At 61.4% G+C, this 13,609-nt stretch carries 10 protein-coding genes and 2 rRNA genes (1 of these 12 running past the window's edge); 4 read left to right on the forward strand and 8 right to left on the reverse strand.

Annotated elements, in window-relative coordinates; translation table 11 throughout:
• Nucleotides 1-11 precede the first annotated feature (11 nt).
• Entirely contained in the window at nt 12-656 is a 645-nt protein-coding gene (gene can, locus KI242_RS26645; protein ID WP_011063477.1) for a carbonate dehydratase, read from the reverse strand.
• Nucleotides 657-811: 155 nt separating this feature from the next.
• On the opposite strand from can, the gene KI242_RS26650 reads away from it, so the two are divergent.
• Entirely contained in the window at nt 812-1,144 is a 333-nt protein-coding gene (locus KI242_RS26650; RefSeq protein ID WP_011063478.1) for a hypothetical protein, read from the forward strand.
• 138 nt (nt 1,145-1,282) lie between these two features.
• On the opposite strand, the gene rimI is transcribed toward KI242_RS26650, so the two are convergent.
• Both rimI and KI242_RS26660 read right to left on the reverse strand, forming a co-directional pair.
• Nucleotides 1,283-1,735 carry a ribosomal protein S18-alanine N-acetyltransferase gene (rimI, locus tag KI242_RS26655; protein WP_011063479.1) on the reverse strand — a complete coding sequence of 151 codons (453 nt, stop codon included), beginning with the start codon at nt 1,733-1,735 and terminating at the stop codon, nt 1,283-1,285.
• Nucleotides 1,732-2,532, reverse strand: coding sequence for a hypothetical protein (locus KI242_RS26660; protein ID WP_015637039.1), 801 nt, complete (start codon nt 2,530-2,532; stop codon nt 1,732-1,734). Before KI242_RS26660 ends, rimI begins: the two co-directional genes overlap by 4 nt.
• Before the next feature lie 179 nt (nt 2,533-2,711).
• Between KI242_RS26660 and mksB the strand changes: the two genes are divergently transcribed.
• From mksB to mksF, 3 genes are read left to right on the forward strand one after another with little or no spacing between them, the layout of a single operon-like run.
• Nucleotides 2,712-3,989 (forward strand): Mks condensin complex protein MksB, encoded by a 1,278-nt coding sequence (mksB, locus tag KI242_RS26665; protein WP_041120711.1) that lies wholly within the window; start codon nt 2,712-2,714, stop codon nt 3,987-3,989.
• Nucleotides 3,979-4,686, forward strand: coding sequence for an Mks condensin complex protein MksE (gene mksE, locus KI242_RS26670; protein WP_015637041.1), 708 nt, complete (start codon nt 3,979-3,981; stop codon nt 4,684-4,686). Before mksB ends, mksE begins: the two co-directional genes overlap by 11 nt.
• Nucleotides 4,683-7,526 carry an Mks condensin complex protein MksF gene (mksF, locus tag KI242_RS26675; RefSeq protein WP_015637042.1) on the forward strand — a complete coding sequence of 948 codons (2,844 nt, stop codon included), beginning with the start codon at nt 4,683-4,685 and terminating at the stop codon, nt 7,524-7,526. The genes mksE and mksF overlap by 4 nt, the downstream gene beginning before the upstream one ends.
• Nucleotides 7,527-7,681: 155 nt before the next feature.
• Here the strand turns inward: mksF and KI242_RS26680 are convergent, their stop codons facing one another.
• From KI242_RS26680 to KI242_RS26700, 5 genes are all read right to left on the reverse strand, one after another.
• Nucleotides 7,682-9,985 carry an MlaD family protein gene (locus KI242_RS26680; protein WP_041119906.1) on the reverse strand — a complete coding sequence of 768 codons (2,304 nt, stop codon included), beginning with the start codon at nt 9,983-9,985 and terminating at the stop codon, nt 7,682-7,684.
• Nucleotides 9,978-10,601 carry a paraquat-inducible protein A gene (locus tag KI242_RS26685; protein WP_212805693.1) on the reverse strand — a complete coding sequence of 208 codons (624 nt, stop codon included), beginning with the start codon at nt 10,599-10,601 and terminating at the stop codon, nt 9,978-9,980. The genes KI242_RS26680 and KI242_RS26685 overlap by 8 nt, the downstream gene beginning before the upstream one ends.
• The gene (locus tag KI242_RS26690) at nt 10,588-11,247 is read right to left on the reverse strand and encodes a paraquat-inducible protein A (protein ID WP_015637045.1); all 660 of its coding nucleotides are present in this window, start codon (nt 11,245-11,247) and stop codon (nt 10,588-10,590) included. The genes KI242_RS26685 and KI242_RS26690 overlap by 14 nt, the downstream gene beginning before the upstream one ends.
• Nucleotides 11,248-11,395: 148 nt before the next feature.
• A 5S ribosomal RNA gene (gene rrf, locus KI242_RS26695) occupies nt 11,396-11,511 on the reverse strand.
• 138 nt (nt 11,512-11,649) lie between these two features.
• A 23S ribosomal RNA gene (locus KI242_RS26700) occupies nt 11,650-13,609 on the reverse strand (it continues 932 nt past the right edge of the window).

The raw sequence follows: 13,609 nt of genomic DNA on the forward strand, positions 1-13,609 counted from the left end.
GCCAGCGACGATCAGACCGCGCCCACCGGACGCAGCCGATACTGCGGCGGCAACTGCTCGAAGCCGCTGATGGTGGCGTTCAGGCTCTTCCAGCGACCGTCCTTGATGCCGTAGATGCAACCGTGGATCGACAGGCTCTGCCCGCGATGCCAGGCGTTCTGCACGATGCTGGTATGGCCGACGTTGGCCACCTGCTGGATCACGTTCAGTTCGCACAGACGGTCGACCCGCTCTTCTTCCGTGGGCAACTGCCCCAGCGCTTCACGGTGCTCGTAGTACAGGTCGCGGATCGAACGCAGCCAGCCGTCGATCAGGCCCAGCTGGCGATCCTGCATAGAGGCGCGCACGCCGCCACAGCCGTAGTGGCCGGTAACCAGGATGTGCTTGACCTTGAGTACATCCACCGCGTACTGGATCACCGACAGGCAATTGAGGTCGGTGTGCAGTACCACGTTGGCCACGTTGCGGTGCACGAACAGATCGCCCGGCAGCATGCCGACGATCTCGTTGGCCGGCACCCGCGCGTCCGAACAGCCGATCCACAGGTATTCCGGGGTCTGCTGGCGAGCCAGTTTGGAGAAGAAGTCCGGATCTTCCTGCTTGATCGCTTCGGCCCAACGCTCGTTGTTATCAATCAGATCTTGTAGTTCGTTCATGCTGTGAAGCCTCAAGAATGATGCGCTGCTTTGACAGACGGCCGCCCGTCGAGGTCACGCCTATTGCTACAGATACCGGCCATCCCTTGCGGGGGAATCTTCAGGGGCGTGCAAGGGTCCACCCTTTATCCAGTCCCGAAGTATGAGTAATCGCCATGAACGAATCACGACGCCCCTACAACGCCCCCCAGCCCGAACCCATCGACGACGATCAGGACCGCATGGGCTCCATGGAGGAGCTGCATTTCGATGACGACGAACCCGCCGCCCGCGCCAGCAACCGCGTCACGGACGACGGTGCAAGCGATGATGACCTGAGCCCGGAAACCCTGATCCGCGAAGACGGCGCCCGCTCCGCCCATGAGGCCGGTGCCGACAAACCGGCCGACTGGGACCTGAGTATTGTCGAAGAAGAGAACATTGGTGGCGGCAATGGCCTGGATGAAGCCGAACTGGCCCGCCGCGACCCGCTGGACGGCAAGCCCTGAGCCCTGCACCGCATTCAATGACGCGCTCTCCCGCAGGAGCCGGCTTGCCGGCGAAGAGGCCCTCAAGCCGTGCATCGCCCCGAATGGCGCCTTCGCTGGCAAGCCAGATCCTACAGCGGCCCGCGTGCGGTTAAAGGCTCAGTCGACCAGCGTGCAGGCCATGACCAGGGCGTCTTCGCGACCACCTACCGCCGGATAGTAGTCGCGGCGGCGCCCCACTTCATTGAAGCCATAACGCTCGTATAACCGATAGGCGGTCTGGTTGCTGGAGCGCACTTCCAGGAAACACTCCCGGGCGTCCTTCTGGTAGGCGCGCTTCATCAGCTCTTCCAGCAACCGCAGGCCCAGGCCGCGGCCCTGGCTTTCCGGCTTGACGGTGATGTTCAGCAGATGCGCTTCGTCGATGATCACCTGGATCACCCCGTGGCCCACTTGCTGGCTGCCTTCGAACATCAGCCAGACCTCGTAGGACTTGAAGGCATCCATGAAAATGCCCCGGGTCCAGGGGTGGCTGAACGCCGCATATTCGATTTTCAGGATGCTATCCAGGTCCGCTTCGGTGGCCAGGCGGAAGGTCAACGCGTCACTCATTGGTCATTTTGCTCATCAGTGCTTTTCCAGCGCGTCATCAAGCGACGCATGGCTTGCCAGACATCAGCCTTACGCTGTGGCTCTTCCATCAATAGTTCCAGGCCAGGCAGGGCCCAGGCCGAACCCAGGCCTTCGACCTGGAGTTCGCGGTTGTAGGATTCGGCATTCGCCTCGCCGGCAAATCGCACCGCCGGCAGGCCGATCAGCCACAGACAGACACAGGGTTCCTGCTCGATCCGCACGCCGACAAAGGCCTGGACGAAATCCCGCGCAGCCTCGGGGCCCTGGTCCAGGTTGCCCCGGGTCAGCATCGGCCAGCGCACCGGCTCGGCGAGGATCTGCGGGCTGTCCGGCAGGCCGGCGGCGCGCAGCATGTCCTTGAGCAACAGGTAGGCCGGGTCGCGGCTCTGGAAGGCTTCGCCTGTGGGTAACTCCACCAGCAGCAGGCAACGGCCGGCCCGCAGCAACTGCAAGGCAAAACGCGGCGGCGGTACCACCGGGGCCTTGACCACCGGGGCCGGGGCCTCTTCGCCCTCGGTCGGCGCCTTGCTGGCTGGGCGCGCAGGGGCGGTGGAGGGGCGCGGCACCTCGATCTTCGGCCGTTCGACGTTCCTTGCCGCCGGCGCCGCGGGGGCCTTGGCCTCGACCACAGGGGCAGGCGGCGCCTCCACCTCCGGTTCCGGCAGGGCCAGCAACTCGGGGCGCGAAGGGGCGGCAAAGGGCAATTCGCTGCGCGGCAGCCAACTGACCACCTGCATGGCGGACAGATAAGCGCGACGACGGGACTCGATAAGCAAAGGTCGGCCACTTGTGGATAACTGAGGAGGGGGATTCTACCGTCCTTCGCCGAAGATCGCCCGCAGTTGATTGCGCACAAAAGCGACTGTCCGTCTCATACCTGGACCTGGGGGTGAATCGTCAGCCCCCTGATGCAGTACAATCGCCGCTTTTCATTGCCAACCAGCCGGCCATTCCGATGATCGAACCCAAGCGCGTCTTGCGCGCCCTCGCCGAACACTGGGCACTTCTGGAGCCGCTGTGCGAGCACTTCGACCAAGGCACCCTGAGTCTTGCCGAACTGCGTTCACAGCTGTCTGCCCAACAACTGGACAGCACGCCCCAGGACATCACCCACCTGCTGGACGTATGGATACGCCTGGACATCCTGGTCCCGGTGGCGAAAAGCCCGAACCGTTTCGAGCTCAATGCGCAGATCCACGACTTCCTCGCCTACCTGCGCCGTGAGCACCGCCTGGGCCTGTGCCTGGAGATCGAAGCCTACCTGCGCCACCTCGAGCGCCTGGCCGGTTACATCCAGGACGCCTTCGACGTGCGCGACGGCAACGACCTGGCCCGTCAGCTGCGGCTGCTGGACATGCGCGTGCGCGATGTCCTGAAGAAGCTCGCCAACGACGAACAGGCCCTGGTCGCGGTGGCCGAGCGCGCCAAGACCAGCGACCGGCAGATCCCCCTGCGCCAGCGCTATGCCGAGGTGCTGGCCACCTGGGACGAATACGTTGAACCGATGATCCAGCTGGTGAACGCCGACGGCGCCTTCGAACAGGGCGTGCGCAAGGTGGAGAACGTCCTGCTGCGCATGCTCACCGAACAGCAGCGCCTGGGCCACCTGGTGGACGACGACATGCTGTTGCGCACCCACGCGCGGATCCTGGAAATGCAGACCAGCGCCCAGTTGACCCTGCGCCATGCCCGGGAACTGCTGCTGCCGCTGCGTGAGGAGGCGCGCCGTCATAACGCCGTGACCCGCGGCGCGGCCCTGGCCCTGTCGGCCATCCGCCGCAAGGGCATCGACGCCGTGCCCCAGGCCGCCATGCCGATGTTCACCCGTCCGCAAAGCACCTTCCTCGGCAGCTCCGGCCAGGTGGAAGCCTATGTCTACGCCCTGGCCCGCTTCGAACCCAAGCCCGCGCGCTTCCCCAAGGCCCACAAGACCCACAAGGGCGTGGCCCCCAAGGCGCCGCGCACCGTCCGCGAGATGCTCGAGCGCTGCGAAGACGCCCTGCCGATGCCGGACCTGATGAGCTGGCTGCTGGACCAGGAGCCCGATGGCGCCACCGACGAACTGCTGTACTGGTTCTCGCGCCTGTCCCGGGAAAAACGCTTCAAGCGCGAGCGCCTCGAACGCCGCGACTACCACACCCAGGAGCACCAGGTCAGCCTGCGCTCCTTCGCCCTGCTCTCGGCCCGCGATGACGCCGCCGAGCATTCTGCGAGCAACGCCAATGCATCTTGATCTTTCCGAACTGTCCCAGCTGGCGCCGATCTTCCGCGAGCTGTTCAAGGGTTACCACGTCAGCCGCCGCGACCCGGAGCTGTACGCCCAACTGTCGAATTTCCAGGACCAGTACCGCACCCTGTTCAAGGCCCTGGGCTTCGAGCTGGTGTGCGATACCCGCGGCTTCTACTACTTCGTGCCGGACAACGCCGCCGCCCAGGTGAACAAGACCGCCCAACGCCTGGCGCTGTTCACCTTCATCCTGGTGGAGCACCTGGCCGACCAGGGCCGCGACCCGATCGCCGTGCTCGACGGCGGCAGCCTGGGCCGCGACGAACTGCCGTCGCTGCTGGAAAAATACCGCGACCTGTTCATCCAGGCCGAAGTGCAGACCCAGGAAGAGCTGGAAGAGAAGATCATGCGCCGCATGACCCAGCTGGGTTTTGCCGCCGAGGAGCCGGGGATCTATCGCTTCCTGCCGCCGATGCACCGCTTCCTCGATGTCTGCCTGTCGGTGCAACAGGACCGCGACCTGGCCGCCAGCCTGCACAGCGTGCTGCCGTTGCCGACCCCGGTGCTGGTGGACAACGACAGCGACGAGAAACTGCTGCAGACCGATGACCCGCTGGACCTGAGCGAATTCGACGAGTCCGAAGAAAGTGAAGAAGACGCGCTGGCCCGAGCCATCGCCGAAGAACAGGAGCTCGACGCATGAGCAAGGAACGCTACGGCATCCGCCGCTTTGCCCTACTGAACACCGCCGGCTACAGCCTCGGCCTGTTCCCCCTGGAAGAGCCGCTGTCGGTCTACGGGGCCAACAACCTGGGCAAGTCGGCGTCGATCAACGCCCTGCAATTCCCGATTCTGGCGCGCATGTCGGACATGAGCTTCGGCAAGTACAGCCTGGAGCAATCCCGGCGCTTCTACTTCGCTTCCGACACCAGCTACATCCTGGTGGAGGTCTCGCTACCCCACGGCCCCCATGTGATCGGCGTGGTCGGGCGCGGCCCGGGCGGCGGTTTCGGTCACCAGTTCTTCGCCTACGCCGGACAGCTGGACCTGGCGCATTACCAGAAGGACGACACCTGCCTGCGGCAGAAAGAGCTGTTCACCAACCTGGAGCGCCAGGGCCTCAAGGCCTATGAACTCAAGCCGGATGAACTGCGGCGCCTGCTGGTGGGCGGCCATACGTCGATCCCCCTGGACCTGACCCTGATTCCGCTGCGCTCCACCAGTGAACAGAGCCTGAAGACCTTCCGTGCGCTGTTCATCAACCTGCTGCACATGCGCGAAATCACCGCGGCCAAGCTCAAGCAGCTGTTCCTCGATGCCTTCGAGCACAGCCTGCGCTCCGGTAGCGTCGACTACATCGCCGCCTGCGACGAAGCCTTCCGCGATGTGCGGCGCATGGAGCAGGACTACAACTCCCTGGTGGCTGCGGGCCCTCTGGTGGAAGCCCTGGCCAACGGCGTGAAGCAGCGGGACATTCTGCGGGGCAAACTGCATCGCCTGTCACCGTTGCTGGACTCGCTGCTGGGCACCTGGTCGGACTACGCCGGCGCCCGCAAGGAAGAGCTGACCATCCAGGCCGAGCATTACCGCAACGAGCAGGACGCGCTGCAGAACGACCAGCGCAGCAGCACCCAGGAAATGATGCGCCTGGAGCGGGAAATCACCGGCACCCAGCGCTGGCTCGGCGAACTGTCGGTGCTCAAGCACCGCTTCGCCCTGGTGGATGACGTCAAGGTCCTGGAACAGCAACTGCTGGCGGCCAAGGATGCCCACGATGAACTGGCCGGCGCCCTGGCCCAGTCGCGGCAGTTCTCCGCCGAAGACCTGGAAGAGCGCCTGCGGGACCTGGAAAAACGTCTGAAGTCGGTCAAGCAGCAACTCGATCACGCTGACAACAACAGCTATGCCCGCCTGCGCGAGGAGTTCTCCCAGCAGGACGTGGAGCGCCTGATGCGCCTGTTCAACAGCGCGCTGTTCAGCCTGCCCCTGGGCGAGCACGGCATCGCCCTGGACGACAACGGCGAGTGGGTGAAGTCGGTGGAGCTGATCCTCGATGGCTTCAAGGGCGAGCGTTTCGAAGTGCCGGGGCTGTCCATCGACATCTCCCACATCGAGCCGCCAGCCCTGCAGGCCCTGGCTGACCGCGCCGCCCTGCGGGATCAGAAAGAGCGCCTGGAAAAAGAGCTCAAGCAGCTCAAGACCCAAGCTGCCGTGGCTGCAGACCGCGCCGCGAGCAAGACCCAGACCGAAGCCCTGTACCAGCAGGTACTGGATGCGCAGAAGGCCCTGGAAGACTTCCGCCGTGCCCAGACCCTGAGCGCCGAGGAAGGCGAGAAGCTGGAGCAGCTGGCACAGATGGAGGCCGCCCAGGACGAACTCAAGCGCTCCAGTGACGCCTTCACCGAACGCGTCCAGCAACTGTCGGCCAAGCTGCAACTGGTGGGCCGGCAGATTGCCGACATGGAAGCCAAGCAGCGCACCCTCGACGACGCCCTGCGTCGCCGTCAGTTGCTGCCGGCGGACCTGCCGTTCGGCACGCCGTTCATGGACCCAGTGGACGACTCCATGGACAACCTGCTGCCATTGCTCAACGACTACCAGGACAGCTGGCAGGGCTTGCAGCGGGTCGACGGGCAGATCGAGGCGCTGTATGCCCAGGTGCGCCTCAAGGGCGTGGCCAAGTTCGACAGTGAGGATGACGTAGAGCGGCGCCTGCAGCTGCTGATCAACGCCTATGCCCACCGCACCGACGAAGCCCTGACCCTGGGCAAGGCGCGCCGCGCCGCGGTCACCGATATCGCCCGGACCCTGCGCAATATCCGCAGCGACTACGACAGCCTGGAACACCAACTGGCGCTGTTCAACCGCGAGATCAACAAGCGCCAGGTGTCCAACCTGCAGAGCTTCCGCATCGTCCTGGCGCCGAACAAGGAAGCCCTCAAGCACATCGACCAGATCATCCACAGCGCCGGGCAATACGAAGAAGGCGAGACCCTGTCGGTGTTCGACCTGAGCCAGAGCGCCGAGCAGGACAACAAGAACGAAGAAGCCAAGGAGTACCTGGCGCGGCTGGTGGCGGCCAACCACAACCAGCTGGGCCTCAAGGACCTGTTCGAACTGGCGTTCGAGATCACCAAGGTCAACGGCCAGCCGGTCATCCACACCGACATCGATGGCGCGGCGTCCAACGGCACCACCATGACCATCAAGGCGCTGACCAACATGTACCTGTTGCTGCACTTGATGGACCGCGACCAGGCCGGGCGCATCCGCCTGCCTTACTACCTCGACGAGGCGGCGGACATCGACGAGCGCAACCAGGCGGCGCTGCTGGAAACCAGCCTGCAATTGGGCTTCGTGCCAATCCTGGCCAGTGTGAAGCCCCAGGTTTCGGCCCAGGTGGCCATCGACCTGGAAGGTGGCAGCGGACCGAACGGCATCTACATCGACGAGGCCGACTGGAAGTTCATCCGTCGTCACGATCAGGTCAAGGCCGTGCTGAACGCAGAGCCGGAAGCAGAAGCGGAGCTGGACGAAGTCTGATTTCGTAACGCTGCAACGAAAAAGGCCGCGCTCTTCCGAGCGCGGCCTTTTTTATGGGAAAGCTGCTGTAGGAGCTGGCTTGCCAGCGAAGGCGTCCTCTGGCGCGACGCAGGGCTGAGGGCCTCTTCGCCGGCAAGCCGGCTCCTACAAGAAGGTTATTTGCCCAGGGGGATCTTCGGTGCCCAGGTCAGCCATTCCTCTTCGAACTTGTCGAACAGCGGGAAGGTCTGCTGAGGCCGCGCCGGGTTGCCCATGCGCTCGCCATCCGGCGTCGCGAAGGCAATCCCCCCCTGGATCAGGGTCTCCAGGGATTCGGTACGCACCGTCGCCCCTTTGAACAGGCCAAAGTCGACACCAAATCCACTGCTGTTCCAGAAGCGCGTACCACTGCGAACCAACGGTGCGTACTTGGGTTCGATGAGGATGTGGATCAGTACCCGATCGGCCGTCTGGCCCAGCTCGTAACCGGTCACCTTGCCCACCGCCACTTCGCGGTAGGTTACCGGCACTCCGACTTTCAGCGAGCCACGCCGAGCAGCGCTCAACACCAGGCTCAGGCCGGCTTCCTGAACGCTGGCTTCCGGTGGTTGCGGCAAGGCGACAAAACTGGTCTGCACGCCCTGACTCTTCGTCGCAGGCTGGACCTCGATGTATTGGCCGGTGACCAGGGTTTCCAGGTTCGAGGTCTTCATCAGGCCCAACTCCGGCTTGACCACCCAGAACTGGCTGCCGACCCGGGCGATGCGCTCGGGCACTTCGGTGATCCGCGCCTTGAGCATGACCGATTGCATGTCGGCGCTGAGGGTCACTTCTTCCAGCTTGCCCACGTCCAGGCCCTTGAAGCGTACAGGCGTGCCGGCCCGCAAGCCGTCGGCGCGATCAACCTTGATGCTCACCAGGGTGCCGCGCTGCGCCGCCTCCTCCTGGTTGGCGAACAGGCGGAAACGTGGAATGCGCTTTTTCAGCGGTACGTTGGGCAGCGGGGTCTCGAAGGCGATGCCACCCGCCATCAGGCTTTGCAGCGACTCGCTCTTGATCTGGATACCGCCGGTCAGGCCCCCGGTCAGGGTGATACCACTGACGTTCCAGAAGCGAGTCGAACCGTTGACCAGGCCTTCATATTCCTTCTCGATATGGACGCCGATCACCAGTTGCTTGCGGGTGTGGGAGAACTGGTAGCTCTGCACCGACCCGACCTTGACCTGTTTATAGAGAATCGGGCTGCCGACATCCAGGGACCCCAGGTTGTCGGTGAACAGCACCATGTGCAGGCCGGGGGCACGCAGGTCCAGCGGCGGGGCCTTGGCCCGGGCCTCGAACTCGCGCTGGGGCGCGGCGCCCTTGTCACCGGGACGGATAGCGATGTAGTTACCCTTGACCAGGGCCTCAAGACCGGTGATGCCGGCCAGGGAGATCGAAGGCTTGACGGTCCAGAACTGGGTGCCCTGGACCAGGTAATCCTCGGCCAGGGGATCGAGAGTCAGCTCGGCGGTGGCGCTGCTCAGGTCGGAGTCGACCTTCAGGGCCTTCAGGCTACCCACCTGGATGCCCTTGTACATCACCGGGGTGCGCCCGGCCTGCAGGCCTTCGAAATCGGTGAGCTTGACCTTGACGCGGATCCCGGCCTGGGCGGCGTCGAAGTCCTCATACAGACGGAACGGCAGGCTTGGGTCGGTGGGCGGGCTGTCCTTGCGATTCTCCGGCGTGGCAAAGGCGATCCCCCCGGCGACGATGCTGGACAGGGACTCGCTGCGTACTTTTACCCCGGACAGGTTGGCGTCGATGCTGATGCCGCTGGCGTTCCAGAAACGTGTGTGTTTGCGCACCAGATTGGCATAGGTGGGCTCGATATAGACCTTGAGCTCCACCGTGTTCTGGTCTTCGGAGAGCAGGAAGCTCTTGATCTGGCCAACCTGGATCTGCTTGTAGAACACCGGGCTGCCACGGTTCAGCGACCCCAGGCGCTCGGCCTTGATGGTCAGGTGCAGGCCCGGTTTGGCATCAGATAAAGGAGGCTCCTCGGCCAGGGCCTTGAACTTGCGACTAGGCTCACCATCCCCGGGGCTGACGGCGATGTAGTTGCCCGAGACCAGAGTTTCCAGGCCTGTGATCCCGGCCAGGCTGACACTGGGTTTGACCAGCCAGAAGCGCGTGTTGGTCTTCAGGTACTGCTCGACGTCCTTGTTCATCTCGACCGAGGCAATCACTCCCTTGGAGTTGCCCTCATCGTCCAGAGCCAGGGTCTTGACCTTACCTACGGGCATGCCCTTGTAGACCACTTCAGTCTTGTTGGCCTGGATCCCCTCGCCGCTTTCAAAGCGCAACTGGATCTCGATACCGGTCTGGCTGTAGGCACGCCAGCCCAGCCAGCCGCCGATGATCAGGGCAATCAGGGGCAATACCCAGATAGCCGACCAGTTGGAGGCCGGGCGGGTTTTGGCGGTAGGCAAATCACTCATGGTCGTCGTCCGACTCCGTGTTATCCCAGATCAGTCGGGGATCGAAAGTTACTGCAGCCAGCATGGTCAGGATCACCACGCTGGCAAAGGCGACCGCACCGAGATTGGCCTCGATACTGGCCAGCCGGCCAAAGTTGACCACCGCCACCAGGATGGCGATGACAAAGATATCCAGCATCGACCAGCGGCCGATGAACTCGATAAAGCGGTACATGATGATCCGCTGTCGGGCAGAGAGCGGCTGGTGACGCTGCACCGAAAACAACAGTAAGGCAATGCCCACCAGCTTGAAGGTGGGCACCAGGATACTGGCGACGAACACCACCGCAGCGATGGGAAACATGCCGTGCTGCACCAGCTGGATGACCCCGGACATGATGGTGCTGGGGTCACCCTGGCCCAGGGAACTGACGGTCATGATCGGCAGCAAGTTGGCCGGGATGTAGAGGATCGCGGCGGTGAGCAGCAACGCCCAGGTGCGCAGTATGCTATTGGGGCGACGAGGATGAACCCTGGCCCCGCAGCGAGTGCAGGTCTGCTCTTCGCTGTCAGCCTCCTGCCGATTCAACTCGTGGCATTCAGTACAGATCAGAATGCCTGCCTCAATCGCCCGCATGTATGTCCTCTCCCGATAACGCTTGCCAGATCTGGTGAGGCGACATCACCACCTCCAGCCAGACCTGCACCAACAACAGACTGATAAAACACACCAGGCCCAGGCCCACGGTAATGGATGCCATGTCGGCCAACTTGACGATGGCCACCAGCACCCCCATCAGGTAGACCTCGAGCATGCCCCAGTCGCGCAGATGGTGATAAATGCGATAGAGCAGCAAGCCGTAACTGCGGCCGATGTCCCAACGAATACTCAGCAGGACTAAAAGCTGGCAAATCAACTTGAGCAGGGGAATGCCCATGCTGCACAGGAACACCACCACCGCCACGCCTTCCATACCGGTGTCGAACAGCCCCTGCACACCGCTCCAGACCGTGTCTTCGGAAGACTGTCCCAGGAGATTGAGCTGCATGATGGGTAGAAAGTTCGCCGGCACATATAGCAACAAGGCCGCGATCACCAGGGCCAGGCTGCGTTCGACCACATTGTGCCGGTGCGCGTAGAGCTCATAGCCACAACGCGGGCACTGGGCTTTCTCACCGAGGGCGAGCTTGGGCTTGCGCATCAGCAAGTCGCATTCATGGCAGGCAACCAGGTCGTCCAGTGGTAATTCTGACAACCCGGGGGCGTCAACCGGTTCTGGCATAGAAGGCTCTGGGAGTGGAGAAAGTAACGGTTATTCTAGTGTTCCAATCCGAAAATAACTGTGCAAATTTGTTTGCGAATAAGAGCAAATTTTCCACGCGCAAAAACAAAACCCCAACTGCATGCGCAGTTGGGGTTTCGGAATTTAATCTTGACGATGACCTACTCTCACATGGGGAAACCCCACACTACCATCGGCGATGCATCGTTTCACTTCTGAGTTCGGGATGGGATCAGGTGGTTCCAACGCTCTATGGTCGTCAAGAAATTCGGTAGCCAGTCCGTTGCTTGTGCAACGTGCCAGCGAATGGGTATGTAATAGATTTTTGTGTTCGCAAACTTTCGGTTTGTATCGTCTTCACACACCGCAACTCGCTTCTTAAGCAAATTGCTTGGGTGTTATATGGTCAAGCCTCACGGGCAATTAGTATTGGTTAGCTCAACGCCTCACAGCGCTTACACACCCAACCTATCAACGTCGTAGTCTTCGACGGCCCTTTAGGGAACTCAAGGTTCCAGTGAGATCTCATCTTGAGGCAAGTTTCCCGCTTAGATGCTTTCAGCGGTTATCTTTTCCGAACATAGCTACCCGGCAATGCCACTGGCGTGACAACCGGAACACCAGAGGTTCGTCCACTCCGGTCCTCTCGTACTAGGAGCAGCCCCTCTCAAATCTCAAACGTCCACGGCAGATAGGGACCGAACTGTCTCACGACGTTCTAAACCCAGCTCGCGTACCACTTTAAATGGCGAACAGCCATACCCTTGGGACCGGCTTCAGCCCCAGGATGTGATGAGCCGACATCGAGGTGCCAAACACCGCCGTCGATATGAACTCTTGGGCGGTATCAGCCTGTTATCCCCGGAGTACCTTTTATCCGTTGAGCGATGGCCCTTCCATACAGAACCACCGGATCACTAAGACCTACTTTCGTACCTGCTCGACGTGTCTGTCTCGCAGTCAAGCGCGCTTTTGCCTTTATACTCTACGACCGATTTCCGACCGGTCTGAGCGCACCTTCGTACTCCTCCGTTACTCTTTAGGAGGAGACCGCCCCAGTCAAACTACCCACCATACACTGTCCTCGATCCGGATAACGGACCTGAGTTAGAACCTCAAAGTTGCCAGGGTGGTATTTCAAGGATGGCTCCACGCAAACTGGCGTTCACGCTTCAAAGCCTCCCACCTATCCTACACAAGCAAATTCAAAGTCCAGTGCAAAGCTATAGTAAAGGTTCACGGGGTCTTTCCGTCTAGCCGCGGATACACTGCATCTTCACAGCGATTTCAATTTCACTGAGTCTCGGGTGGAGACAGCGCCGCCATCGTTACGCCATTCGTGCAGGTCGGAACTTACCCGACAAGGAATTTCGCTACCTTAGGACCGTTATAGTTACGGCCGCCGTTTACCGGGGCTTCGATCAAGAGCTTCGCGTTAGCTAACCCCATCAATTAACCTTCCGGCACCGGGCAGGCGTCACACCCTATACGTCCACTTTCGTGTTTGCAGAGTGCTGTGTTTTTAATAAACAGTCGCAGCGGCCTGGTATCTTCGACCGGCATGAGCTTACGGAGCAAGTCCTTCACCCTCACCGGCGCACCTTCTCCCGAAGTTACGGTGCCATTTTGCCTAGTTCCTTCACCCGAGTTCTCTCAAGCGCCTTGGTATTCTCTACCCAACCACCTGTGTCGGTTTGGGGTACGGTTCCTAGTTATCTGAAGCTTAGAAGCTTTTCTTGGAAGCATGGCATCAACCACTTCGTCACCTAAAAGGTAACTCGTCATCAGCTCTCGGCCTTAGAACCCCGGATTTACCTAAGATTCCAGCCTACCACCTTAAACTTGGACAACCAACGCCAAGCTGGCCTAGCCTTCTCCGTCCCTCCATCGCAATAACTAGAAGTACAGGAATATTAACCTGTTTTCCATCGACTACGCTTTTCAGCCTCGCCTTAGGGACCGACTAACCCTGCGTCGATTAACGTTGCGCAGGAAACCTTGGTCTTTCGGCGTGGGTGTTTTTCACACCCATTGTCGTTACTCATGTCAGCATTCGCACTTCTGATACCTCCAGCAAGCTTCTCAACTCACCTTCACAGGCTTACAGAACGCTCCTCTACCGCATCACTTACGTGATACCCGTAGCTTCGGTGTATGGTTTGAGCCCCGTTACATCTTCCGCGCAGGCCGACTCGACTAGTGAGCTATTACGCTTTCTTTAAAGGGTGGCTGCTTCTAAGCCAACCTCCTAGCTGTCTAAGCCTTCCCACATCGTTTCCCACTTAACCATAACTTTGGGACCTTAGCTGACGGTCTGGGTTGTTTCCCTTTTCACGACGGACGTTAGCACCCGCCGTGTGTC

Origin of the sequence: Pseudomonas sp. Eqa60, assembly GCF_018326405.1 — a bacterium.
GTDB classification, from domain to species: domain Bacteria; phylum Pseudomonadota; class Gammaproteobacteria; order Pseudomonadales; family Pseudomonadaceae; genus Aquipseudomonas; species Aquipseudomonas protegens.

Excerpts from the sequence above, each read along its gene's own strand:
- mksF (WP_015637042.1), top strand. The coding sequence starts at position 4,683 with ATGAGCAAGGAACGCTACGGCATCCGCCGCTTTGCCCTACTGAACACC.
- KI242_RS26680 (WP_041119906.1), bottom strand. The coding sequence starts at position 9,985 with ATGAGTGATTTGCCTACCGCCAAAACCCGCCCGGCCTCCAACTGGTCG.
- can (WP_011063477.1), bottom strand. The coding sequence starts at position 656 with ATGAACGAACTACAAGATCTGATTGATAACAACGAGCGTTGGGCCGAA.
- rimI (WP_011063479.1), bottom strand. The coding sequence starts at position 1,735 with ATGAGTGACGCGTTGACCTTCCGCCTGGCCACCGAAGCGGACCTGGAT.
- mksB (WP_041120711.1), top strand. The coding sequence starts at position 2,712 with ATGATCGAACCCAAGCGCGTCTTGCGCGCCCTCGCCGAACACTGGGCA.
- KI242_RS26685 (WP_212805693.1), bottom strand. The coding sequence starts at position 10,601 with ATGCGGGCGATTGAGGCAGGCATTCTGATCTGTACTGAATGCCACGAG.
- mksE (WP_015637041.1), top strand. The coding sequence starts at position 3,979 with ATGCATCTTGATCTTTCCGAACTGTCCCAGCTGGCGCCGATCTTCCGC.
- KI242_RS26690 (WP_015637045.1), bottom strand. The coding sequence starts at position 11,247 with ATGCCAGAACCGGTTGACGCCCCCGGGTTGTCAGAATTACCACTGGAC.
- KI242_RS26650 (WP_011063478.1), top strand. The coding sequence starts at position 812 with ATGAACGAATCACGACGCCCCTACAACGCCCCCCAGCCCGAACCCATC.